Here is a 24,457-nt window from a genome sequence, read left to right on the forward strand (position 1 = left end):
TATGATTTTGAAAAAGAATATATCCTTACATCTGACAATTCTTCTCCTGCTTCTGGGAGGCATCGCTGATATTGCTAATGCCCAGCAGGATCCTTTGTACACCCAATATATGGAGAATCTGCAAATCGTTAATCCGGGGTATGCCGGCACTAAGGAAACCGGGAATTTTATGGTGGTAGCGCGTAACCAGTGGGTTTCTTTTGAAGGGGCTCCCAGAACCCGGACTTTTTCATTCCATACCCCCCTGAAAAAACTGGATTTGGGCCTGGGCTTCTCCGTACTTTCTGATAAAATCGGGCCGCTTGCCCAAACGGGTATTTATATGGATTATGCCTACCGGGTCAAACTGAATGAAAAATTCAAGCTAAGCCTTGGGTTAAAAGGAGGTTTCACCTTTTACCGCGCTTCTCTTACTGCATTGGAAACTGTGAACCCCGACCCCATTTACGAGCGGGATATTTACAAAAACTTTATCCCGAACTTCGGCGTAGGCGGATTTCTGTTTTCTGAAGATACTTACTTTGGGATTTCAGTGCCCAAGCTGGTTGAAAACAGTATCAGCAGAGAGGAGTATTCTTCTGAATATGTAGGAAAGGAAAAAATTCATATTTACCTGGTAGGAGGTAAAAAATTTAAAGTCGGCGATAATATTCATATTAAAAGCCACTCCATGCTGAGAATTTTAAAAAATGTACCTGTATCGGTTGATGTGACCGGAATGGCCGGATTTAAAGAACGGGTCTGGTTTGGTGCCATGTACCGTTTCAGCAACTCCTGGGGACTGCTGATGCAGGTCAATGCTATTGACAATATTCTGATTGGTTATTCCTATGATATTAACGTATCCGGGCTGGGTGCTTTTAACAGTGGAACCCATGAAATTATGATAAGTTACAACCTGAATTTATTTCGATAATAAATAATTTACAAGTTCGTGATAATTCTGTGATAAACAGGAACTACCTTTCGATTGTTTCAATAAAAAAATAATCATGGAAAAAGCCTTAATAATTGAAGACGACAAGGATATATCCGAACTGATTTCGATTCATCTGGCGGATATGGATTTGGAAGTGGACAAATCGTTTGACGGCAAAGACGGCCTGATGAAAGCACTAAACAATACCTACCGGTTTATTCTGCTGGACATCCGGTTACCTTCACTCGACGGATTTGAGGTATGCAAACGAATCCGAATGGAAAAGGTTACAACGCCCATTCTGATGCTCACATCGAAATCGGAAGAGATTGACAAGGTTCTCGGGCTGGAGATTGGCGCCGATGACTATATCTCCAAGCCATTCGGCATCCGTGAACTGCTCGCGCGAATTAAAGCGGTGTTGCGCCGCTACGATCAAAGCCTGCTTTCGAAAAGTGAAGAGGAAAAGGAAATACGATTCGACAAGCTTTACATTAATGTAGGGATGCGGATAGTAGAAGTTAACGGAAAGCGCATTGAACTGTCACCGAAGGAGTTTGACCTGCTGGTACACCTGGCTTCCAACCCGGGAAAAACCTATTCGCGCATGAACCTGCTAAACAAAGTGTGGGGCTATGAGTTCGACGGGTTCGAACATACCGTAAACTCTCATATTAACCGGTTGCGTTCAAAAATTGAAAAGAACATGAATCAGCCGGAATATATTTTAACGACCTGGGGAGTGGGTTATAAATTCAGGGAAGTATAAAAGAATTAAACGATTCAGAAAATGATAAAATCAAAAATATTCAACCGGCTGTACCTTCAGGTATCGGCAATTTTTTTGCTGGTTCTTATTCTTTTCACAGCCATTACGCTTTACATTTCGGTTCAGTCGGCTACAAGATATAACATTGAGGTGAACCAGCGACTCAATCGTGAACTGGCTCCCAACATGGTAGATGTTATCCAGCCATTAATGAAAAACGGTGTCATCAGCGAAGAAGCGATAGCGGACATCATGCATTCCATGATGGTGATTAACCCGATTGTTGAAGTCTATCTGCTCAACCCCCAGGGAAAAATTCTGAAATATGTGGCACCCGACAAAGTGGTGAAGCTTGAAGAAGTAAACCTGGCTCCCATCAAAGAATTTCTGAACGACCCGGAGCACAGCATTATTTATGGCGATGACCCGCGAAACCCGGGCGAGTTTAAAACCTTTTCGGCAGCACGGGTCATTGAAAACGAAAAACTAACCGGATACATCTATATTGTGCTGGCCAGCCAGGAGTATGTATCGGCATCACAAGCTGTAATCAGTAGTTATATTCTCGGACTTTCCATCCGGTCCATAATTATCATTCTCATTATTTCGGCCCTGGTGGGGTTGTTGGCAATCTGGTTTATCACCAGCAGGCTAAACCCGATTATCAGAGGAATCAACCAATTCAGAAATGGGAACCTCTCGGCACGCATACCTGTCAGAAACGAAGGTGAACTGGAGCGAATCGGGCTGGTTTTTAACCAGATGGCAGACACCATAGAAAGCAATATTCAGGAACTGAAAGGGGTTGACAACCTTCGTCGGGAACTGATAAGCAACGTGTCGCACGATTTAAGAACCCCTGTAGCATCTATCCAGGGATATGCTGAAACGTTGATGCTGAAAAAAGATACCGCGTCAAAAGAAGAGCAACAAAAGTATCTCGAAATTATCTGGAAAAGTTGCTCCAGGCTAAAAAAGCTGGTCGAAGAGTTGTTTGAATTATCGAAACTGGAAACCAACCAGATTAAACCCAGCCCTGAGCCGTTCTCTATTTCTGAACTGGTGCATGATATTGCAGGCAAGTATCGCATTCTTTCACAAAAAAAGGGTGTAAGTATAAATACGGTTATCGATAAAAATGTGCCCCTCGTAGAAGCGGATATTTCACTCATTGACAGGGTACTTCAAAACCTTATCGACAATGCACTAAAATTCTGTAAAGAAGGGGATACGGTGAATATTGAAATCGATCCTAAAAAACAGGATTGGGTGGAAGTTAAAGTAGCCGATTCAGGTCAGGGAATCAAACAGGAAGACCTGCCGAATGTGTTCCAACGGTATTACAAAGGAAGAAACGATCATGGAAGTACCGGGCTTGGCCTGGCCATCGTCCAAAAAATAATCGAATTGCATCGTTCACAAATAAAAGTATTCAGTCAGTACGGCAAAGGAACCACCTTTGTTTTCGATTTACCCGTTGCAACAGCGGTTTCATAAAATTTTACAAAAATTTGAAGGCTTTGTGATTTTGCCGTGATATACAATGCGGAACTTTGATTGTACAAACAAAAAAATTGTATGAACATGAAAACAAAATTTCGCATTACATTGATTCTGCTGACGGTTCTTTTTGCTGCGTGTAAGGAAGAAGAAGATATTATACCTCCCATGGCAAAAGACCCTGATACAGCAGAGAAAGTCTCCATCGACCGGTTCAGCGCAGAGGCCGGCACACTGTTTATCAGAGATGGCTCAAACGGGCTACCCGGCGCCAACGAACCCATTAATTTTGACCAGGGGCCATTTATTACCCAGGGGTTGGGGCCAGGCGGCGAAGTGGTGAAATATTATAACTTCGACGTGCAACCACTTACTTCGGCTCCTATTTATGCTCTGTTCAGGGAAGGAGCAAGCACACCGGTTTCCGGACAGTTAAATATTGTGGATGTAATTCCCGGAGACGATGACTACAACGATTTCTGGCACGTACACAAAGTAACTGTTCCTTCCGATTATGTTGCCAATTCGGTTACCAGTGTACAGGAAATCATGGAAATGAGCTACCCGGTAGAAAAAACGGATATTGTGGTGAATTGTCCGGTGGTCCCGGAGGGTTCCACTGCCAGCATGCGTTTTACCTCCGGCGAACCCAAAAATCTAATCCGGGGATGGTACAATGGGAAAGTGATTTTCTATTTTACTTTTGAAGAGAAAATGCTGACTGTGACCCCTCCTGCCAGCGGGCATCCTGACGTACCCGTTTCTGACATTCTGGTGACTTTTAATATCAACCCGGGGATGGATGGTGGAGGGCCGCCATCCGGTTTTGTTACTGAAGGGGAGTCGATGCAAACGCATAATGTGGTTCAAACCATTCCTACCGATGCCGGCTATTCGCCGCTTTGGGACGTGGATGTGTATGACAATGCAGACTTCGGTATGGTATATGACTGGACCACAGCCATGAATGCCAACCAACTGGCTTCAGGCGTGGCACTGGTTAACTGCCCGGTAGTATCGGTGGAAGAGGGAAATCTTCCTTCCGATCCGGACATGGCTGAAGAAGTTTCCGTTGACCGCTTCAGCGAAAACTTTGGGAACCTTTTTGTCCGCGACGGCTCAAATGGTTTTCCGGAAGCCAACGCTCCCATTGACTTTGATCAGGCGCCGTTTATTACAAAAGGACTGGGCCCAAACGGCGAAAAAATTCAATACTACAATTTTGATGTAATGCCATTAAAATCAGCGCCTATTTTTGTACTGTTCCGGGAAGGGGAAAACACTCCTGTGGAGGGGCAGTTGAATATTGTAAACGTAATCCCGGGCGATGAAGAGTACAGCGACTTCTGGCATGTCCACAAGGTAACGGTTCCGGCTTATTATCGTGCCAATACAGTTACCAGCTTGGCTGAATTAACTGCAATGAACTATCCGGCCGAAAGGACAAACCTAATTGTAAACTGTCCGGTGGTTCCCAAAGGTTCTACAGCATCACTCCGGTTAAATCCGGAAAACACCAACGGGTTAATCCGCGGATGGTATAAAGATAAAGTGGTGCACTACTTCGATTTTTCAGAAAAGCAACTGCTTGTTGAGCTACCGGAAGAGGGTCATCCGGATGTCCCTGTTTCCGATATTTTAGTAACATTCAATATCAATCCGGGAATGGAAGGCGGAGGACCGCCATCCGGTTTTGTTACCGAAGGGGGATCGATGCAAACGCATAATGTGGTCGAAACCATTCCTTCTGATGCCGGCTATTCGCCACTTTGGGATGTGGATGTGTATGACAATGCTGACTTCGATATGGTAAACAACTGGACCACGGCCATGAATGCCAACCTGCTGGCTTCGGGCGTCGCACTGGTAAACTGTCCGGTGGTTTCTGTTCAGTAAAAATTATTTCGAAAAAGATGCTTTGGCGTTCTAATAAAACTTTGCTGTTATTAGAACGCCAAAACATTTTTAAGCAAGCATCATTTATTTCCAACACATTAGCCCTCGAAAACTCCCTCATTTTTTCGCACCCCTGGAAAGCAGGAAACAATTGCCGATTAAAATCAGTTTCTTAAACTATTACCCTCATCTTTTAATCCCTTCAGCCGGATAATTACCTGTCTTTTTTTTCTTCCCTTTTAGTTATTCAATTCAGCAGAAAACATTCAAGTGCCTCACTCTTTATCACTACTTTAGATTATTACTTGAAAAAAAATAAAAAAATGAAACGGACGCTATGGGCAGGCCTGATTGTTGCCGTAACATACAGCGTTCAGGCACAAAAAATAAATATTTTAGGGGAGGCTTATTCAAAAAGTATGGTAAACATTGCGTCTGAAGAAAGCAACAAAAAATATGTAGCACCTCCTGCACAATTTAACCGGCTAAAATCAGCCAAGTCGGGCAAATCAGAAATCAATGTAACCTATGTGGATTTCCCCGAGGAAGCAAGACAGGCTTTCGAGTATGCTGTTTCGATATGGGAAGGCCTTATTGCTTCTGCTGTTCCGGTTAAAATACTGGCAACCTGGGAAGATATAGGAGACAACATACTGGCTCTGGGCCGGCCTGCTACATTTTATATGAATTTCGAAAGCACTCCTTTAGCGGATGTATATTACCCAGTTGCACTTGCGGAAAAACTGGCCGGAAAGGATATCAACCCGGGACAACCAGATATTTTTTGTAATTTCAGCAATACCTATCCCTGGTATTTTGGGTTGGATGGCAATGCACCCGAAACGCGGTATGATTTTATTACCGCCGTGTTGCATGAAATTGCCCATGGGTTAGGATTCTCGGGTTTTTTTAAAGACAATGGAGAAATGGGATTTTTTGACAACGGGAATAACCTGCCCAGTGTTTATGATTATTATATCTTCAATGAAGGAAATCAGCAGTTGGCCGATCAGTCGGTATTTTTCAGACCTTCAGTTGAGTTACATCAGCAACTTACTTCAGAGAAGCTGAAGTTTTTTCAGCCTGCCTATGCAGATGAAATGAATAATCCCATCGGTTGGGTTTATGCTCCGCCTGTCTGGAAAGACGGGGAAAGCATATATCATCTGACTACCGGAAACGGCCTGATGGGAACATTCGCCTTAAAGGGACAGGCCATTCACAGTCCGGGGAATGAAGTACTGGAAATTTTATCAGAATTGGGTTGGAGTTCTGTCTCATTTGACTTTGACGAACTGAAAGATTTTGAAGAGCCGTGTGCCGAACTGAATGTGGGGGTGGGTGTCCTTTCCAATATTCAACTTAACAACCCGGTGGTTAGCTTTGTATATTCCACCGATAATTTTCAGACATCTGATTCCATAACCCTCCAGGTTGAAAGAGGAACTAACCGCTTTTCAGGAGAAATACCACTCGATTACTATAGCGGAGAGGTGGAGTATTACCTCAAACTGACCACCGAAAGTGGTAAAATTTTTAAACTTCCGCTTTCGGCTCCATCTAAAAAGTTTTCACTGCAAATAGGTCCGGACTACATTCCGCCTACAGTTGCCCACAATCCGGAAAAGATAGTAAACGCAAACTCTGCCGGCCTTCATTTATCGGCTGTTGCCAAAGACAATATGGGAATCAAATCAGTTAAAGTCGAATATAAACTGAATGGAACTTTTCAGGAACCCTGCGTACTCAGCCTTACAGAAGATGATATTTATGAAGGAGAAATCGGTCTTTCTTATGAAATTTTAAAAACCGGAACATTGGAATACCGGCTTGTAGCAGAAGACAAATCGAATATCGGAAATAAAAGAATTTTACCCTCTTCCGGTTTTTATCTGGTGAATATTTTTAATCCATTAACACCTGTCACGAGCTATTTTACTGATTTCGAATATGGGGCCGGAGATTTTGTGACGGCTGACTTCAGCATCTCAAGGGTTGCAGGATTTGCAGGGAACATCCTGCACACCCGGCATCCTTATCCTGTTTCAGCATTTGAAAATGAAAAATACGACCTGATGGCTCAACTAAAATACCCGGTAATCCTTCCGGAAAACGGAGTGATGCGTTTCGACGAGGTGGTACTTGTAGAGCCGGGGGAAGAGGGCGTTTCGTATACAGACGAACTTTTCTGGGATTTTGTTATTGTGGAAGGAAGCAGGGATAATGGATTAACCTGGCATCCGCTGACGCCCGGCTATGATTCGGGAGTCAGTAGCGATTGGGCTTACCTCTTTGAAAGCTCCACCATAAACAACAAATCGCAGGCAGTTGGGAACCAGGGAATGTTTCTGAAAAAGACCATCAAACTGACAGAAGATACCGGCTTCTCTCCCGGAGATATAGTCATTTTCCGTTTCAGGCTGGCCTCCGACAAATCTGTTTCAGGCTGGGGATGGGCCATTGACAATCTCGAAATTAAAAAAAGCACCACCACAAACGCTGACATCATGGTTCAAAACAAGCTGAAAGCATACCCTAATCCTTTCGATAACCAAATTTTTATTGAATATTCCGGTTTCGGTTCAATGGAAAAAATAGATATTTCAGTAACCAACCTGGCTGGCATACCCGTTTACTCGGAAGAAGCGACGGATGTTAGCGGAGAAATGAAAAAAGTATTGGAACTAAACAGTATCGATAGTGGTTTTTATCTTCTAAAAATCTCAGACGGAAGTTCGAAAGTGTTTTCAAAAAAAATAATCAAAAGGTAAGCCAATCCCTTTTCCCAAATCAGTTGTCAGATTCATGGTGAAATCGTAATTTTACGTTTTTATTATTGTTAATTTGCGGCGGCAAAACACGCCTGACTTGCGCAACCGGCGAGGAAACCGGCCATTATTGAAGTTCTGACAGATGCATCAGTTTTGCGTTTGGCCTGTTTCAGCCCGTTTAAAACAAAAAACTGACAGGTGGGCGGTTTATTTTGTGTTTTGCACCCGCCTGTCAAAAAATATATTTTGATGAAAAAACTGAAAAGATACCTGCTTATTCTCTTGGTGGTTTTAGTCGTAGCATACCTTTTAGGCCCCAAACCTCCCCGTCCCGAACTGAATAAAAACCTCCCCTCCCTGCCGGCCAGTATTAGTAATATTGAACCTTACATAAACAAAAAAGAAGCGGAGGTAAACATCAAACCTGATAACGAAACACGGATTGCCTGGGCCAATGATTCGGTAAAAGAGCGTACAGATCACTGCCTGCTCTATCTGCATGGATTTTCAGCTTCATGGTACGAGGGGTACCCTGCCCATGTAACGTTTGCCCGTTACTTTGGAATGAATGCCTATCTGCCCCGGCTGGCTTCTCACGGAGTTGAAACGGAAGATGCGCTAATCGATATGACACCCGACAACCTGTGGGAATCGGCCAAGGAAGCGCTGATGGTGGCACGCAGTCTGGGCAAAAAGGTCATTATTATGAGTACCTCTACCGGCGGCACACTTGGGTTACAACTGGCTGCAGACTTTCCCGAATATGTGGACGGCCTCATTTTATTTTCACCCAACATCAGAATTAACAATAGCGCCGCGTTCCTGCTCTCAAAACCATGGGGGCTGCAAATAGGCCGGAAGTTTAACGGAGGAAAGTACCGGATTACAAACGAAGACTTTCAGTCCAAAGACTGCCAATACTGGAATTGTAAATACCGGATGGAAGCAGTGGTCTATTTACAACAACTGGTGGATGTCACCATGAAAAAGGAAACCTTCCGCAAGGTGACGGCGCCGGTTTTCCTTGGTTATTATTTTAAAGACAAAGACAATCAGGACAAAACGGTAAAGGTGGATGCGATGCTGAAAATGTTTGATCAGCTGGGAACTTCCTCCGATCGAAAAGTAAAACTCGCTTTCCCCGATGCCGGCGAACATGTAATTGCCTGTGAGTTGACCTCCGGCGCTGTAGACAATGTCATCAGGGAAACAATTAATTTTGGAAAAGAGGTTTTGCTACTGGATCCGGCCAACTGAATTGGGTTCAGACATTCCAACAGGAAACACATTCTGGAAGCCAGGGCAACAAAGTACTCCCAAGGTTTTTTATAATTTAAAAAGAAAAGTATGGATTCTAAAAATATCAGGAAAGACCAATTAGCTCAAACTATAGATCATGCCGTGCTGAAACCGGAATATACAGAAGCCGATTTACACCGTCATGCGCAAATGTGCATTAAACACAATGTATTCAGTATGTGCGTGAAGCCCTGCGACATTCGGGCAGCCAAAACACTTTTGGAGGGTAGCGGCGTAAAGGTTTCCTGTACGTTAAGTTTCCCACATGGTGCCGACGCCACCGCAGTCAAAGCCTTTCAGGCAGAGCAAGCCATTAAAGACGGAGTAGACGAGATCGACATGGTCATGAACATCGGGAAGTTTTTGGGCGAAGATGATTATTACGTAATAGAAGACATAAAAGCGGTGGTGGATGTAGCGCATAAACACGGCGTTTTGGTTAAAGTTATCCAGGAAAGCGGGTACCTTACGTTAGAACAGGTTGCCAAAGCCTGTGAACTGGCCCACGCGGCAGGTGCCGATTTTGTAAAAACGTCCACCGGTTTCGGACCGGGGAAAGCAACTCCTGAAATTGTGGAGGTGATGGTAAAAACAGTGGAAGGAAAAATGAAAGTGAAAGCCTCCGGTGGTATCCGCACCTGGGATGAAGCTGTCACTTTTCTGGAACTTGGGGCCGATCGTCTGGGCATCGGCTCAACGGAAGCTGTCCTGAATGGCGGGAAAGCAAATGGTGGCTACTGATTTTATTTCTACAAAAAAATCCAACATATTTGTACCCCTTTTCAAAAAAGGAACAGTATGTATTTTTTAAACGGAGACAGAATCTACATAAAACCCCAAAACAGTTGCGCCGGTTTTGACAATCAACTGCTGGATTGCTTATTTCAATTGAAAAATTTCAATGCGTCTAAAAAAATTTTCAAACTGAATTTTTTTGTCGACACCGCTTCGGAAGAGGACTACCAGAACCTTTCGGCAAAGCTGGAAAAACAGGTAGGCGAAAAGTTCCCCTCCCCCGTTGTTGTCTGTCTTATTGCACAACCTCCGTTAACATGCCGGGTGCTTGTGGAAGCATTTTATTATGATTCAACCTTGTGGCAGGCCGGTTTAATTCATGATAAGAACGGAACCGCCATCCTTTTTAAGCGGGAAAAAACGGAAGTCCTCATTGGCAATGTACAATCGAACAGGATAAACACATGCCGTAAAAATGCGGAGATTGCTTTCTCAGCACTAGAAGGATTACTGCAACAGGCCGCACTGCCGGTTGATTCAGTCATACGCCAATGGAATTATATCGAAAATATTCTTGGGATGGACAATGGCAGACAGTGTTACCAGGAGTTTAACAATGTCCGCTCGGCTTTTTACTCCGGGTATTTTGACAAAACAGGATATCCGGCTGCCACCGGCATTGGGATAAACCGCGGAGGGGTGCTTATTGAATTTGTTGCCGTGAATTCCCGTGATGCTGTCAGTATCCCGCTGGATAATCCGGAGCAGGTAGCTGCCCACGACTATAGCAAAAAAGTACTGGTTGCAGATAAACCCGAAGAGAAGTCCACCCCTAAATTTGAACGTGCCCGCTACTTTGAATTGTTTAAAAAAAAGATGGTCTTTATTTCAGGAACAGCTTCTATCCGGGGAGAAAAAACGGTGGGCACCGGAGATCCTGTTGAACAAACCCGGATAACCATAAATAACATTCAGCAATTATATTCTCCGGAACAGCTTTTAAAAATCTCAGGGAACCTCCTTCAGCCCCAATACGGACATGCCCGGGTATATATAAAAAACAGAAAAGACTTTGCAGCCGTAAAAAGAACCTTTAAAAAGTACTATGGTAACCTTCCTGTGGTGTACATCATAGCCGATATTTGCCGGGACGATTTACTGGTAGAAATTGAAGGAAAAGTGATTCTGGAATAAATTTACAGGTTGTATTGAAACAGCCCCCTAAAACAAAACCCGGCTTTTACGATTCAAAAAACAGGATGGTTTATCAGGACTGACAGCGTACTAATCCTGTCAGTCCTGATAAACCTGTGAAATTTCTAAAATTTAAAATCCACCCCTACCATAAAATGCCGTCCGGCCTGCGGGAAATAGCCGTCCATTTTGAAGCGTTCCCCACCCAGGGAGTAAGAATACACCCAGGCATTGCTTTCATACATTTCGTTAAAAAGATTATTAACCATCAGATGAAGCCCCATTTCATCGAACAATCCGGGTTTAAACGAATAATCGATTTTCAGGTTGTTCACAAAATAGGCATCCAGACTACGTTCATCACTGGAAGAATTATCTATGTACTGTTTACCAACATAAGAGGAGATCAGTGCCACGTTCAGGTTTTTGGCAGGTTCAAAAACGAGCTGACTGTTGGCAACAACATTGGGAGAAAATGCAATGTCGGTAGTACCCAGTTCTATAATATCATGTTCTCCGGTGTCCCAGTTATCTATATACTCCGAAAAATCCTTGATTTTATTCTGGCTGAATGTGGCGTTTACCTGCCACTTCAAATTACGGGCAATGAGCACTCCGGCCTGTAATTCAATCCCAGCCCGGTAGCTGTCGTCCACATTCACCATTATAGGCGATCCTACATTGTTTAATTCACCCGTTTGCACCAGTTGGTTTTTGTAGTTCATGTAGTAAAAATTGACACTCCCGGTGAAGGTGGCTGAGTGAAATCCATAGCCTGCTTCCCAGTCGTTCATGGTTTCACTTACCGGTGTTTTCTGCGATGGGTCTATATCGACATAGGCCGTCCGGTTAGGTTCGCGATTGGCCCTGGCAAAAGAGATGTACAAATCCTGGTTATCGGCCGGTTCGTAAAAAACACCCAGCTTCGGATTGAAAAAATTAAATTTATGTTCCTGCGAAATGTCGCGTAAATCATCGTCGATTCCTTCTATACGATAGTCGATCCGGCGGTATTGCAAATCGGCAAACAGGTTCAGCTTTTCAGCTACCTGGTAACTGTATTTTGCATAGACGTTTAAATCTTTTTTCAGTCCGTTACCATTGTACCATTCATGATTATAATCCGTTTCGCCCAGGTATTGTCCCCAGATTACATTCCCAAAATGATCGCCGTCGTAGGTACTCCAACCACCGCCAAAGGTAAAATCGCTTTTGTTTTTGTTGTAATTGAGCGAAAAGGTAAGTCCGTAGAAATGGTTGTCAAGCCACTTACGATCCACTACGTCCGACGACCCGATTGTATCATTTCCAACAATCACATCCGGGATCCGATAATCCTCAAGGTCTTCATCGGCCCGGTAATTCTCATAATAGCCTTTCCCCCGGGTGTAGTGCCCCGATGCATTTAAATTCAGCGCCTGATTAAATTTGTGTGAAAAATGTAACTGGTAATGATCCTGTTGATAGTTGTCCACCTGGTTTTCGTAAGTATACAGGTTGTATGTACGGCTGTCAGAATTTATCATTTCCTGCGTTTCTTTAGGCGAATAAAGCCAGTGTTCCCCATAACGCTGCATCCCTTCCAGATCATTGTTCAACCTAACCGAGGGCACCCCGTTCCAAGCCTGGTAGGTTCTTTCCAAACCAGAAAAAACATTGACTTTCACCACGGTGTTTCCGGAATAATATCCGCCTGAAACATAAAATGATTTCAGGTTGGAAAAAGCCCGGTCGATAAAACCGTCGGAGTCCACATGCGACAGACGCGCATCAAGGGTGAATTTTCCATCGAGCAGGCCGGTACCGGCCAAAACAGTATTTTTAAAAGTATTGAACGAACCGGCAGCCGTTTTATATTCCGCATAGGCATCCTTCCTGAGTGTATTGGTTTGCAGGTTAATGGTAGCGCCAAATGCCGCTGCGCCGTTGGTAGAAGTACCTACCCCGCGCTGAATTTGAATATTTTCAAGAGACGAAGCCAAATCCGGCTGATCCACAAACCATGTTCCGTGTGATTCAGCATCGTTAAGCGGAACACCGTTCACCGTTACATTGATTCGGTTGAGATCGGTTCCACGGATTCGGAAGTTGGTGTATCCCACACCGGCGCCGGCATCGGAGGTTGCAACAAATGAGGGACTCAACTGGAGCAGGTACGGTATGTCCTGTCCCATGTTCCGGGAGGAAATTTCATCTCCCGAAATATTGGTGTACGCCACAGGCGTTTTGTCCCTGGCACGGGTAGCTTCCACCAGAACTTCGCCGGTCATAACGGTGGCGGGCTCCAGGTCGATGTTGATTTCGCCGGCTGAAGGAATAACCACAGGTACTTCTTTGGTTTCGTACCCCACGAATGAGGCTTTCAATACATACTTGCCCTTTTTAATGTTTCGGAACTCGAAACTCCCGTCGCTATGGGCGGAAGAACCGTAAAAAGTTTTTTCAATAACGACGCTGGCTCCCGGCAACGGCTCTCCGCTCCCGGTAACAGTTCCTTTCAGGTTGTGCTGTCCCAGCGCAGCAAAAACCATCAGTTGCAGAAGCAACCAAATACTTAAGCATTTCATTTTTAGAATTTTTGGTTATAAACTAACCAATGGAGTGGGACGAATCCCTTTTTGCCCTCCCTTCGCCGGCATTACCCGGATCAGGTGTTGTGGGTATGATCTCAGCCCTTATATTTAAGGCACCCCATTGCGTAAATGTCGGCACAAATTTAAAAAGGTTTTTTTGAATGGGCAAAACGAAACGTTGAAATAAAGCCTGCTGCTTCGGGCTCTCTCAGAACGCCCGGCGTCCTGAAACTCCTGCGGCCCTGCTTTAATCTGCTATATATAAATCTCTTGCCTTCAACGAGGGCTAATTAACAAAAACCTGCCAGGATTTCAAAATCCCGACAGGTTTGCCTGCTTTGCTTTTTACGGGGCGCGGCGTTTTGCAACTGCCCGGAATTGGCGGGTACCAGGCGGACAACTGGCGAAACACCACAATATAATGACAGTTATTTTAAAAAATTCTTATTCTTCGGCAGGTTTCAGATGTTCATCAAGGAAAGAGATCATGGCACGGTAAAAATCAAACCGGTTTTCTTCATTTCTGAAACCATGTCCCTCATTGTCTTTAACCATGTATTCCACATCAATTCCCCGTTCTTTCAACGCATTTACAATCTGATCTGATTCGTTTATGTTCACCCGGGGATCGTTGGCACCCTGGGCCACAAACAACGGGGCCTGGATTTTGTCGACATGGAATACCGGGGAAACATCGGCCAGCAAAAGGCTGTCGGTTTCGGGGTGGCCAACCATTTCGTAAAGCATGTCGAGCATTGGTTTCCAATAAGGGGGTATGGTTTTCATAAAGGTAAACATGTTGGAAACCCCCACATAATCTACACCGGCAGCATACAGTTCCGGAGTGAGCGTAAGACCGGCAAGTGTGGCGTATCCCCCGTAACTTCCACCATAAATGGCCACGCGGTCGGGGTCGGCAATTCCCTGATCAATAAGCCACTTCACCCCGTCAGAAATATCGTCCTGCATGGTGCGGCCCCATTGTTTAAATGATAATTCCCAAAACTCCTTTCCGAATCCGGTAGAACCGCGGAAATTCATTTGTAACACAGCGTATCCGTTATTGGCAAGAAACTGTACTTCCGGATTGAAGCCCCAGTAGTCGCGGGCCCACGGACCGCCATGTGGGTTGATAACCACCGGCAGATTTGCCGCTTCATATCCTTTGGGAAGCGTCAGATACCCTTGAATAGTAAGGCCATCACGCGATGTGTAGGAAACCGGCTTCATTTCACACAGGTTTTCTTCGTTGAGCCATGGACTTAGTTCAGCCAGTTTGGTCAAATCTTTTGTTGCTTTGTCATAAAAGTAATAGGCGCCTCTGGTCCGGTCACTGTATGTACGAATCATAAATTTGTCTTCTGCCTTATTGTGGCTGCCCACTGCCACCTGGTAACCAGGAAGTTTTCCTTCCAGTTCCTTCTTCATTTTTTCCGCTTCGGCATCAAAAAAATGTTCTTTCTCCTTGTCGGTAGTCCATGTAACCGAAAGCAATTTTTTATCTTTTCTTGAATAATTGATTCCGTCAATGTCGGCCTCTTGCGTCTCAAACAAAACCTCGGCTTCTTTCCCGTTCTCCACATCAAATTTTACCAGTGCAATTTTATCTCTTTCAAGGTTAGACAAAGCATATATCATTTTATTATCGAAAGTAAAGAGCGCCGGCGACACTGTTTCCTTAAAATTTGTTGTCAGAACAGGCCGGAAATCTTCCTCTTCCGTATTGCGATAAAGAATGGTATTATTTACACCGTCAGATGTAATTGCCACCCTCAGTTTCCCGTCGTGGTCGGTCATCCAGCCTACTATATTCCCGGGGTTTTCAGCCAGCATGGTCATCTCACCAGTCAGAACATTTAAACGGTAAGGATCAAAAACCGTAGGGTCACGTTTATTCAAACCGACAATTATTTCATCGTCATCTTCTTTTAAATCGTCAATAATAGTTGTCCGTACTTTCTCAAAGACAGTCAGGCCTTTCAGGTCGCTCCCATCCGCATTCACTCCATATAAATGGTAATTTTCATCTCCGCCTGTATCTTTCAGAAACAGAATACGATCGTTACCTTTCCACAGGTAACCGGCAATGTCGCGTTCTGTTTCAGCAGTAATTCGCAAAGCAGAGTCCGCCCCTGTTTCCTGTACAAAAACATTCATTCTTGACTCCCAGGGCGCCAGGTACGAAAAATATTCGCCATTTGGGGAAAGCCGGAAAGCCGTCTTCTCCGGATTCCGGAAAAAATCTTCCAATGGAATCTCCGGGGCCTTTTTGGGGGGTTGATTACATGCAATAAAAATGAACAACAATGTGACAAAACCCAGCAATTTTTTCATAACAATCAGTTTTTAAGATTTTAAGTAATAAGTTCTTAAAAAATATTTGAAATTACAGTCAATTTCTTCTTTTTTAATCTATTTGCATATTTCTTTGAATAAAAAATGCCTTTCTGACCTGTACCCTAAGAATAAAAATTTACCCAGCTTAATGGGCTTAATTTCATTCCAAATGATAAAGTTCAAGTTTTAAGAGCGCGGTTTTAATTTTTGACAAACAGAAAAACCACGCCGGTCTGCAGAAAAATGGACAGAATCTCCTTTAGATAAACAAACTGGAAAAATAAAATCAGGCGGAATAAATGCGTGGGATTAAAAAAGTAATTTTTATTTTCGCGACCATAAATTAAAATTATGGCAAAAGAATACACGGAAGAATTACTTATCGATTTTGGATCGGATGGAAAAAAATTACTTCCAGTTGTAACGCAAGATTTTACAACGAAAGAAGTATTGATTTTATCGTTTGTAAACCAGGAAGCATTTGAGGAAACCCGCCGAAGCGGATATGCCACTTACTGGAGCCGCAGCCGGAATGAACTCTGGAAAAAAGGGCTCACTTCGGGCGACCTGCTTCGGATGGAAGAAATAAGGATCAATTGCGAACAAAATTCACTGTTATACCTGGTTACACCGGAAGGGAAAGGTGCCTGCCATGCAAAGGATGAATCCGGAATGCCTTTTAGCTCCTGTTACTACCGAAAAATAACCGATTCAAATAAACTGGAAAAAATCTAATGAACAACGAAAAACTTGTGATAGGAATGCCGGCCGGTTCCCTGGCCAATGCTTCCAGAGGAGGCAACCTGATTAAATTATTGAACAGCGCCGGATTTGAAACAAAAGGCTATGAAAACGGCGGCCCCACCGAATTTAAATCAATTGGCTACCTTTTCGGGTGGGACGGCAGACCCCAGGAATTTGGATCCCAGCTTGGCATTCAGGAATTAGATGTAGCCATTGCCGGAGCCGACTGGATAAAAGAGCGTGTTCTGGAACTAAAACTGGAGTACGGTACCGATGTGGAAATCGAGGAAGTGCTGCCATTGAACCGCGGAGAGGTCCGCATTGTGGGAATTGCCCCCAATGATGCCAAGGATAATGTAAATGACGTTTTTAACGATTTGTGCCAAACAAAGGAACTCATTACCATTGTTTCTGAGATGCCCTACCTGGCCCTGCACTGGGCACAGGAAAAACTAAAGGCAATCGGCAGGTTTGAAGATTTTAAAAATTTCAGTGTTCAGAAGTACAAAACTCCTTCTAAAATTGACAAAGGAGTAGTTATTTACGAAACCTGGGGAAAAACAGAAGCCAAAGTAAAAAACGGCGGTGCAGACATCGGAATAGAAATTACCCAGACGGGAAGCGCGATCCGAAACTATAAACTCAAAATCATTGATGAGATCATGGTTTCCCAAACAGGTGTTTACATCAACCCGATTCTCAAAAAAGACCCGCACAAAAGCCATCTTTTAAAGATGTTTCTTTTGAATCTTTACGGAAGTGTTGATGCTGAAAACAAGGTCATTATCTTTTTTAATGTTTCCAATGAATCAATGCCGGAGATGGAGGATTACCTGAGGGAGAATCAGCTGTTTGCCGATGAACCCACCATCAACCCGGGGAAAACGCATACCCAGCTCAGTATTCAGGTGGATACAAAACGGCACCATCTCTCGTTAGCGCAAATCCGTTTTGAGCTGGCTGTTCGAAATGCGGTTAATATCGACACTATCCCTATCGAATCGTCCATTTCAAGCATCAATGTGCTGGAATTTTGATGTTGACCGGGAACCTTTTACGGAAACAATTTTTGTTGTTCCAAACGTAACTTTGGGTTGCGAGATGATACCATTTAACGGCATGAGCCAGGCTTTACAGAACCGGGAGAGTTGACTGTATCACATAATTTTATGCCATAAACAGGGTGCGTATAAAAAGGTATCGGTTAAACTGATGCCCGGCAGCGGTACCAGCTTGCCATCTTTTCAAAATGGATTTTTCCGGGGATAATGATTCCCTCCCATCAAAAGGATTTTGAACCGAATGTAAAAAATTTCTGATAGCTTTGCTGCAAGAAATTAATAGTAAACGGAAAAGGGTTGAAAAAAAGAATCTGCATCATCATTGTTTTGTCCGTTATTTTTCTTCAGTTGAAAGCACAACAGCCGGGTACTGCTGACTTCCGGTGGGGAAACGGTTTTTATTACAATCTGAATGTGGGAGACAGTGTCACTTTCAATGAGGTGGCGGTCAAACTGCTGGGAGTTGAGAATCATTTCAACCGGCTGAAAGTAGGCGACGATACGGTTAATATTAAAGTGGCACGCAGGACAGTACCTGAAGAACGAAGAAATATCAGGATATTTACCGCAGACAACAAAAATGTGAAAGCACTTGCCTCCGATTCCCTTATTCACGGACTTTCAACGAAAGATGCACTGATATGCCTGAGCGACTCACGGCTCCCCCTACTCGACCCCAACCAATACATTTTTCCGGTAAGCTTTAACGATGGTTTTTTATGGGGAGCTGAAGAGGACAGTTATATGTTTTCATTTTATCAAAAAGATGAAAATCAAACATCGCCCGCTTATAGCACATACCCGGGGATTGGCTTTAACCTGCACGATGCACGCGAACTTCAAAAACACTGGCTGGTAGCCATTGAAAACAGTCGCGTGGTTTGGGTTGAAGACAAAGAAACCGACAAAAATGCGGCGTGCGTTTTACTGGAAAGTGAATCGCAGCCTGGTATTTACTATGTTTACAATTACCTGTATAATAAAACCCTGGCTGTAAAAAAAGGACAAAAGCTTTTCAGGGGCGACCCTGTTGGTACAGCCTGGGGCGATAAGTTGTGGGGACATTTGCAGTTTTGTGTAGTTCACGCCGATACAGAACCGGACTACGACGAACGTTTTCGAAATATCATCAACGGATTTCCGCAGCTGTTCGGCCTTTACTTTCAGGATGGAAAAAATGTTGTACAATCTTTTTCCCGCGGAAAGATAACTTTTGGCCAGCCTCGTTGGCGCACCGGAAACAAAAAAAATACTGAGCCTTTTGAAATCTACTCCGGAAAAGGATGGCTGACCGGAAAATGGAATCCGGCAGACAAGGTAGAACATGTAACAAAAGGCAGCGAAGGAAATGTACGCCTGAAAAAAATACTTTTTGAAGGAACACGCGCCCAATGTACCAACCCTCAAGATTTTTACGACTACCAAATAAATGTAAGAAACGGAACGTACCGTATCCGGGCAAAGGTGGGCGACCTCTACTTGCCATCGTGGCAAAAAATTGAATTTGAAGGTACCACCGCAGCCACCATTGCACTGGATACCGGTGAAACCGAATGGACAGGTGAGCGGGTTGTTGCAGTAGAAGATGGTGCGCTCACGGTAAGAGTATATATCGACAATGAAAACAAAAAGGTAGCCGGGTTGAACGAAATCGTTTTTCAAAAAGCATATTAGCAAAAGTTCCCGGAGTTGCTCCACACATCCTTCTATACCGCCGAAAATATAACTAATCAGGATCACAAATACCAGGACAAAAAGAACTAAGAAAACGAACGATTTCAATTTTCTCTATTTCACATCGTTAAATTTGATGGGAAATATTAAAACCAGATATACCCTTTATTGTTTCACCTTTTAAATATCAATATGAAAAACTTTTTGAGAGAAAAGAGACTAACTCTTATTTTTACGGCCTTAGGTGCATTAGGCGGATTTTTGTACTGGAAGTTTGTTGGTTGTACCAGCGGTACGTGTCCTATTCGCTCAGTATGGTATTGGAGCACGTTATGGGGAACTGCAGTAGGTTACCTTGTTGGCGACTTTATTAGTGACATCATACATAAACGTAAAAAGAAAACGGAAGAGGGAAAATGAACCACCGTTTTTTACATATCATTAACTCAACTAAACCGGTACTGGTTGATTTTTATACCGATTGGTGTGGCCCCTGCAAAAAAATGCCCTCTATCCTGAAACAGGTAAAGGAAGAGATAAAGGGTTTAAGAATTGTAAAGGTGAACGTGGATAAAAATCCTGCCATTGCCAGTTACTTCAAAGTTCAACGAATACCCACGCTCATTATGTTTAAAGATGGGAAACCACTTTGGACCGGCGAGGGAGTTTTTAGTGCCGATGAATTAAAAGAAATATTACGTGAGCAGATTGGCGCGCATTAGCGCTGCTCTGTTGCATTTTGGGTTCAGCCTGACTATACTGTTTCTTGTATGTAGCCTCGGGGAGGCTTAAAAACGATTCGACTTTTTTATCGAGTTGTCAAAAACATTGATTCCCAACACATTTCACGTCACACTCCTGGCATCCCGGCCTGAAGTGGCATTTTTGGTGTGTACCGCACCATCATCTCAAAAGAGGCGCAATCTTTTCCTGCTGCTCCGGGTACTCTTTCAACAGCCGGTCATCTGCCAGTTCAAAGTCTTCAAAATGAAACCCTGGGGAAACGGTGCATCCGGCCAGCGCGTAACCACTAGCATCGAGCAAACGGGCAGCAAACCATGTATTTTTCGGCACCACAACCTGTAGCTTTTGTCCGCTGTCTAAATCATTGCCTACAAGGTATTTTTTTACCTTCCCTTTTTCCAACGAAAGAATTTCAATGGCTGAAGTCCCTCCGTAATAATGCCATATTTCATCTGATTTTATCCGGTGAAAGGCCGAAAAATCATCGTTTTCCAGCAAATAATAAATGGAAGTGGAGAAACTTCGTTCACTGCGGAAATTAGCTGGCAAGCCCGTTTGCGGAACAATATCTTCCGAAAGGTAAACCTCGCGGTACCAACCTCCTTCCGGATGCTTCTCCAGGTCGAGCTTTTCAATCCAATATGCTGCTGTTTTCATTTCAGAATAATTGATAATTATCAAAGGTATTTATTTCATTCTACCGAACATTTTAAGGCTGACCAATAAAATTATGGCCTGAATGTATAAACTTTACCCATGGTCGTTTCATATTTCAAAAGTAAAAATTAATATTGCTTTTCAATTCCGGATTACGAAGTAAAATTGAGCTATTTATTCTAAAAAAAACCGGCGATTGCAAAACGCCGAGCTTGGTCTGGTAAAACGAGAACATGTATTCAAAAGAAGAAGCAAAAAAGATAAGACTGCAATTTTGGAATCAGTTTGGCAAACGGTGCGAAGTTCATCCGCTACTGGCAAACCTGCAGAAAAAATGGATGCTGCATCGAACAAAGATTAAAGGCGTGGCGCTTCGGTTCGAGGCTGACCGGATGAATGCCAAAGTGATTCTGGAATTAAACCACCGCAATGAAGACAAGAGACTGAAGGCGTTTGAAATTCTTCAGAGCTACAAAATAATTTTGGAAGAAGGCTTCCCCGACGGATTGATTTGGGAATTCTTTTGCGAACGGGAAGACAGCGGGCAGGAAGTTTGCCGCATTTATACTGTTCTTCCAGAAGTAAATCTGTACAGACAAAACCAATGGCCCGACATTTTTAATTTTTTCGCAGAAAACATGATTAGAATGGAAGAGAACTTCATGCAAATCCGGAACATTCTGAAAGAAGAAATGGAGCAATACTAAGTTCCTTTTCTGAAAAAACCTTCGATTACAGCGTTTGAAAGCAGCACCGGTAAAAAAAAACTCCCCCTGCAGATTTCCTCCTTTCAGAATTGGCTCCCGAAAAAAAGATGTTCCCTGAAAAATTATTTTTTTCGGGCAGGAACAGGATGAAGTTGATTCAATACGTGATAAAATACAAGTTATCATTCTGAAAAGACCTAAAAAACAGAAAAAAATAACGAATAACAAAACACTGAATAACAACAAACTACAAAACAAGCCTCAAAAACATGACAAAATTCATAGTACTATGTATTGCATAGTATCTTTTTTTATTCATATATTTGCATAACAAATAACAATGCAAAAAAAAGTACATGCTTAAAAAAAGTTCTATAAGAAATGTAACGAAATAAAAATTCAGACGTCTTAATGTTGAATTCAAAAAAAAGAATTAAAAAATTGAAATTATAAAGTAAAAAATGGAGAACAAAGTCATGAAAACAAGAAACAGTAAATTGCAAAAAGCCGAAATGAAATCACTGACCATTTTAGTTGCCCTGTTCGCCGTATTTTTTAACGTCAATGCCCGGGGTTCAAATGCTGAAACGCAGAACAACAATGCGCTGGAACTAAACGTCAGAAATGTAGAAATGAAAGCTCACGAGGTTAAAAACATGCCATCACTCACTGTTTTTGCAGGCTACGTAACCGAGGAAAAAGAAGCAGCGTTGGAACTGGAAAACTGGATGGTAAACGAAAACATCTTCTTTTTTGACTACCAGGAAGAAAAAGCAACCGAAGCGCCGCTCGTCGTAGAACCGTGGATGTTGGAGGCCAATAAATTTGGAATGGTTCTTTATCCGGAAACCGAAACGGATAAACCGATCAAAATAGAATCATGGATGTTAAACAGCCGTGTTTGGAGCAGAAAATAGAAAGTCAGGAAAACAAGGAAACAAGAAAACAGAAACAAAGAAGCCGGCAAAAGCCGGCTTCTTTGTTTAATAAAGATCCGTAAGTAACTTCTTGTTTTTTATCATTTCCTGAATGTAATCATCGGCCTGCTCCTCAGTCAGTCTGCCTTCCTCAGCCACAATGTTCCGAATGGTTTCTTTGGCATCCTTCCCCATTGTCCGTTTATTCCCGCACAAATAAACTACAGCGTTGAGCTGATCGATCCACCGAAAAAATTCGCTGCGGTTTTCGAGCAAACAATGCTGCACATATTTTTTGGGTTTCGTATCCCTCGAAAAAGCCAAATCCAATTTTGAAAGCAGTCCCGAATCCTGATAATAGGTCATCTCTTTTCCATACAGAAAATCGCTTTTTGAATGTCTGTCGCCAAAAACAAGCCAGTTTTTACCTGTTGCTCCCCTATGTTCCCTTTCCTGCAGGAACCCGCGAAACGGGGCAATTCCTGTCCCCGCCCCAATCATTATAATGGGTAAGGAATCATCTTCCGGCAAACGGAACTTTTCGTTCGGCTCATGAAATACAGGAACAGAATCCCCCTCTTCCACCCTATCCTCAATATAAGTAGAACAAACACCCCTGTGTTGTCTATCGTTTAACGGGTATTCGATCATACTTGCCGTGAGGTGCAGTTCGTTGGGAAAAACCAACGGACTTGAGGCAACCGAGTACAAACGGGCACCCAGTTTTCGTAAACAGGAAAGAAAAGCTTCCGGGCTAATTTCTCCCGGGAACAAGGTAACAAGATCCAGTACATCATGATTTTCGCAAAAATTGTTGACCCATTTCTCACGGGTAAGCAGGTCAGACAATTCTTTTATTCCCGTAATTTCAGCATACTTTTTCAACACAACCGGAGTAACCATCGTTATTTCATAATCATGAACCAAGGCTTCCTTCAGGAGCCTCGGTGTTCCTTCCGTCAACACCGCATGTGTCCCGTCAAATTGTAATGCTTTAAGCAGCTTGTCTACCATGAACCGGGAATTCGAGGTGTAAATACCAAATGAATCGCCGGGAAAAAACGAAGGCCCGAAATTTTCCATTGAGAGGGTCAGGTGTAATGTACGCTTTTCATAATCTTCCGAAGTAAGCAGTTTCTTCTCAAGTACCTTTGCATAAAAAGCATTGTTCTGATCCAACTCGCGTTTATTTAGCTCGAAAGCAAACTCTGCTTTGTCCACACTTTTCTTTTTGGGCAAAATTCGTTCAAAAGTAGTAACAGACTCAGCCACCCAGCTTTTTGCATTCTCTTCGTAATCAATATCACATTCCACCAAAGGGCTTACTTCCTGTGCGCCCAGTTCGAGAAGGCGTTCCCGGAAATCCCATCCGGTTTTGCAAAAATCATTATAGCTACTGTCTCCCAACGCCAAGATGCTGAATTTAACCCCTTCCAGCAACGGAGCTTCTTCGCTATGCATAAACCGGTAAAAATCTTCCACCACGGCCGGGGGATCGCCTTCGCCGTGTGTACTGACAGCAATTAACAGGTTCTTAATCTCTTCCATTCTTTCGAACGGAAACGTTTTCATATCCAGCAGCTCACTTTCCATCCCCAGGTAGCCGGCATACTCCCACGCCAGGGTTGCTGCCGCTTTGGAGTTGCCGGTGCGGCTTCCATAAACAACGTATAAGGTTTTATGGGAAGTTTTCAAATTGTTTTTTTCCTGATTAACAGGAACTGCCTGTGTTGTTGTTTCCATATTCTAGTGTATTTTTTATTAAACTCGATTCAGCCGGAAAGCATTGGGCAAGGCCAATTCAGACCTTTAGGGTTACAGAAACATTATCCCGGGCAATCATCCCAAAGCCCTTCGCATTTTCTGAATTATATATCAAAAGTCCGGCTGAAAAATATACTTCGTGGTATTTTCACATAAAGGCGCCCCAGGCATTCCTTCGGGTCTTTAGTACAATCCG

At 43.3% G+C, this 24,457-nt stretch carries 19 protein-coding genes and 1 riboswitch; of the genes, 15 read left to right on the forward strand and 4 right to left on the reverse strand.

Going from position 1 to position 24,457, the window contains the following annotated elements; all coding sequences use genetic code 11:
* Position 1: 1 nt before the first annotated feature.
* The 8 genes from D1164_RS12405 to D1164_RS12440 all read left to right on the forward strand — a co-directional run bounded on the left by D1164_RS12405 (position 2) and on the right by D1164_RS12440 (position 11,083).
* Positions 2–916, forward strand: coding sequence for a PorP/SprF family type IX secretion system membrane protein (locus D1164_RS12405; protein WP_119350305.1), 915 nt, complete (start codon positions 2–4; stop codon positions 914–916).
* Positions 917–992: 76 nt separating this feature from the next.
* Positions 993–1,688 (forward strand): response regulator transcription factor, encoded by a 696-nt coding sequence (locus D1164_RS12410; protein WP_119350306.1) that lies wholly within the window; start codon positions 993–995, stop codon positions 1,686–1,688.
* 21 nt (positions 1,689–1,709) lie between these two features.
* A complete protein-coding gene (locus D1164_RS12415; RefSeq protein ID WP_119350307.1) occupies positions 1,710–3,185 on the forward strand; it encodes a sensor histidine kinase in 1,476 nt (491 codons plus the stop codon).
* Between the two features lie 87 nt (positions 3,186–3,272).
* Positions 3,273–5,084 carry a hypothetical protein gene (locus tag D1164_RS12420; RefSeq protein WP_147372172.1) on the forward strand — a complete coding sequence of 604 codons (1,812 nt, stop codon included), beginning with the start codon at positions 3,273–3,275 and terminating at the stop codon, positions 5,082–5,084.
* Positions 5,085–5,407: 323 nt separating this feature from the next.
* Positions 5,408–7,855, forward strand: coding sequence for a T9SS type A sorting domain-containing protein (locus D1164_RS12425; RefSeq protein ID WP_147372173.1), 2,448 nt, complete (start codon positions 5,408–5,410; stop codon positions 7,853–7,855).
* 249 nt (positions 7,856–8,104) lie between these two features.
* Positions 8,105–9,112 (forward strand): alpha/beta hydrolase, encoded by a 1,008-nt coding sequence (locus D1164_RS12430; protein ID WP_119350310.1) that lies wholly within the window; start codon positions 8,105–8,107, stop codon positions 9,110–9,112.
* Positions 9,113–9,202: 90 nt separating this feature from the next.
* Positions 9,203–9,895 (forward strand): deoxyribose-phosphate aldolase, encoded by a 693-nt coding sequence (deoC, locus tag D1164_RS12435; RefSeq protein WP_119350311.1) that lies wholly within the window; start codon positions 9,203–9,205, stop codon positions 9,893–9,895.
* Between the two features lie 57 nt (positions 9,896–9,952).
* On the forward strand, positions 9,953–11,083 hold the full coding sequence (locus tag D1164_RS12440; protein WP_119350312.1) for a chorismate transformation enzyme, FkbO/Hyg5 family: 1,131 nt from the start codon (positions 9,953–9,955) through the stop codon (positions 11,081–11,083).
* 125 nt (positions 11,084–11,208) lie between these two features.
* On the opposite strand, the gene D1164_RS12445 is transcribed toward D1164_RS12440, so the two are convergent.
* Both D1164_RS12445 and D1164_RS12450 read right to left on the reverse strand, forming a co-directional pair.
* A complete protein-coding gene (locus tag D1164_RS12445) occupies positions 11,209–13,650 on the reverse strand; it encodes a TonB-dependent receptor (RefSeq protein ID WP_119350313.1) in 2,442 nt (813 codons plus the stop codon).
* 40 nt (positions 13,651–13,690) lie between these two features.
* A riboswitch (TPP riboswitch) is annotated at positions 13,691–13,787 on the reverse strand.
* 313 nt (positions 13,788–14,100) lie between these two features.
* Positions 14,101–15,990, reverse strand: a complete 1,890-nt coding sequence (locus tag D1164_RS12450) for a S9 family peptidase (RefSeq protein WP_119350314.1) — start codon at positions 15,988–15,990, stop codon at positions 14,101–14,103.
* A gap of 354 nt (positions 15,991–16,344) precedes the next feature.
* Here D1164_RS12450 and D1164_RS12455 point away from each other — a divergent pair, with 354 nt between their 5' ends.
* The 5 genes from D1164_RS12455 (at position 16,345) to D1164_RS12475 (ending at position 20,194) form a co-directional block, all read left to right on the forward strand.
* Positions 16,345–16,728: a phosphoribosyl-AMP cyclohydrolase gene (locus D1164_RS12455; protein ID WP_119350315.1), complete on the forward strand. Its 384-nt coding sequence runs from the start codon at positions 16,345–16,347 to the stop codon at positions 16,726–16,728.
* Positions 16,728–17,774 carry a type 2 periplasmic-binding domain-containing protein gene (locus D1164_RS12460; RefSeq protein WP_119350316.1) on the forward strand — a complete coding sequence of 349 codons (1,047 nt, stop codon included), beginning with the start codon at positions 16,728–16,730 and terminating at the stop codon, positions 17,772–17,774. Before D1164_RS12455 ends, D1164_RS12460 begins: the two co-directional genes overlap by 1 nt.
* A gap of 321 nt (positions 17,775–18,095) precedes the next feature.
* Positions 18,096–19,472, forward strand: coding sequence for a hypothetical protein (locus tag D1164_RS12465; RefSeq protein WP_119350317.1), 1,377 nt, complete (start codon positions 18,096–18,098; stop codon positions 19,470–19,472).
* 192 nt (positions 19,473–19,664) lie between these two features.
* Positions 19,665–19,892, forward strand: coding sequence for a DUF6132 family protein (locus D1164_RS24225; protein WP_119350318.1), 228 nt, complete (start codon positions 19,665–19,667; stop codon positions 19,890–19,892).
* Positions 19,889–20,194: a thioredoxin family protein gene (locus D1164_RS12475; RefSeq protein ID WP_119350319.1), complete on the forward strand. Its 306-nt coding sequence runs from the start codon at positions 19,889–19,891 to the stop codon at positions 20,192–20,194. Before D1164_RS24225 ends, D1164_RS12475 begins: the two co-directional genes overlap by 4 nt.
* Positions 20,195–20,375: 181 nt before the next feature.
* On the opposite strand, the gene D1164_RS12480 is transcribed toward D1164_RS12475, so the two are convergent.
* Positions 20,376–20,873, reverse strand: a complete 498-nt coding sequence (locus D1164_RS12480; RefSeq protein WP_119350320.1) for a cupin domain-containing protein — start codon at positions 20,871–20,873, stop codon at positions 20,376–20,378.
* A 233-nt stretch (positions 20,874–21,106) separates the two neighbouring features.
* Between D1164_RS12480 and D1164_RS12485 the strand changes: the two genes are divergently transcribed.
* Positions 21,107–21,580 (forward strand): DUF4268 domain-containing protein, encoded by a 474-nt coding sequence (locus D1164_RS12485; RefSeq protein WP_119350321.1) that lies wholly within the window; start codon positions 21,107–21,109, stop codon positions 21,578–21,580.
* A gap of 476 nt (positions 21,581–22,056) precedes the next feature.
* On the forward strand, positions 22,057–22,497 hold the full coding sequence (locus D1164_RS12490; RefSeq protein WP_147372174.1) for a hypothetical protein: 441 nt from the start codon (positions 22,057–22,059) through the stop codon (positions 22,495–22,497).
* 66 nt (positions 22,498–22,563) lie between these two features.
* Here the strand turns inward: D1164_RS12490 and D1164_RS12495 are convergent, their stop codons facing one another.
* Positions 22,564–24,240, reverse strand: coding sequence for a diflavin oxidoreductase (locus D1164_RS12495; protein ID WP_119350323.1), 1,677 nt, complete (start codon positions 24,238–24,240; stop codon positions 22,564–22,566).
* Between the last annotated feature and the right edge of the window lie 217 nt (positions 24,241–24,457).

Origin of the sequence: Mariniphaga sediminis, assembly GCF_003573545.1 — a bacterium.
Lineage (GTDB): Bacteria > Bacteroidota > Bacteroidia > Bacteroidales > Prolixibacteraceae > Mariniphaga > Mariniphaga sediminis.

What these genes read in the sequence shown, in the direction of transcription:
- D1164_RS12450 (WP_119350314.1), bottom strand. Translation starts at nt 15,990, where the DNA reads ATGAAAAAATTGCTGGGTTTTGTCACATTGTTGTTCATTTTTATTGCA.
- D1164_RS12445 (WP_119350313.1), bottom strand. Translation starts at nt 13,650, where the DNA reads ATGAAATGCTTAAGTATTTGGTTGCTTCTGCAACTGATGGTTTTTGCT.
- D1164_RS12425 (WP_147372173.1), top strand. Translation starts at nt 5,408, where the DNA reads ATGAAACGGACGCTATGGGCAGGCCTGATTGTTGCCGTAACATACAGC.
- D1164_RS12475 (WP_119350319.1), top strand. Translation starts at nt 19,889, where the DNA reads ATGAACCACCGTTTTTTACATATCATTAACTCAACTAAACCGGTACTG.
- D1164_RS12490 (WP_147372174.1), top strand. Translation starts at nt 22,057, where the DNA reads ATGAAAACAAGAAACAGTAAATTGCAAAAAGCCGAAATGAAATCACTG.
- D1164_RS12405 (WP_119350305.1), top strand. Translation starts at nt 2, where the DNA reads ATGATTTTGAAAAAGAATATATCCTTACATCTGACAATTCTTCTCCTG.
- D1164_RS12430 (WP_119350310.1), top strand. Translation starts at nt 8,105, where the DNA reads ATGAAAAAACTGAAAAGATACCTGCTTATTCTCTTGGTGGTTTTAGTC.
- D1164_RS12440 (WP_119350312.1), top strand. Translation starts at nt 9,953, where the DNA reads ATGTATTTTTTAAACGGAGACAGAATCTACATAAAACCCCAAAACAGT.
- D1164_RS12420 (WP_147372172.1), top strand. Translation starts at nt 3,273, where the DNA reads ATGAAAACAAAATTTCGCATTACATTGATTCTGCTGACGGTTCTTTTT.
- D1164_RS24225 (WP_119350318.1), top strand. Translation starts at nt 19,665, where the DNA reads ATGAAAAACTTTTTGAGAGAAAAGAGACTAACTCTTATTTTTACGGCC.
- D1164_RS12415 (WP_119350307.1), top strand. Translation starts at nt 1,710, where the DNA reads ATGATAAAATCAAAAATATTCAACCGGCTGTACCTTCAGGTATCGGCA.
- D1164_RS12455 (WP_119350315.1), top strand. Translation starts at nt 16,345, where the DNA reads ATGGCAAAAGAATACACGGAAGAATTACTTATCGATTTTGGATCGGAT.
- D1164_RS12485 (WP_119350321.1), top strand. Translation starts at nt 21,107, where the DNA reads ATGTATTCAAAAGAAGAAGCAAAAAAGATAAGACTGCAATTTTGGAAT.
- D1164_RS12410 (WP_119350306.1), top strand. Translation starts at nt 993, where the DNA reads ATGGAAAAAGCCTTAATAATTGAAGACGACAAGGATATATCCGAACTG.
- D1164_RS12480 (WP_119350320.1), bottom strand. Translation starts at nt 20,873, where the DNA reads ATGAAAACAGCAGCATATTGGATTGAAAAGCTCGACCTGGAGAAGCAT.
- D1164_RS12460 (WP_119350316.1), top strand. Translation starts at nt 16,728, where the DNA reads ATGAACAACGAAAAACTTGTGATAGGAATGCCGGCCGGTTCCCTGGCC.
- deoC (WP_119350311.1), top strand. Translation starts at nt 9,203, where the DNA reads ATGGATTCTAAAAATATCAGGAAAGACCAATTAGCTCAAACTATAGAT.
- D1164_RS12495 (WP_119350323.1), bottom strand. Translation starts at nt 24,240, where the DNA reads ATGGAAACAACAACACAGGCAGTTCCTGTTAATCAGGAAAAAAACAAT.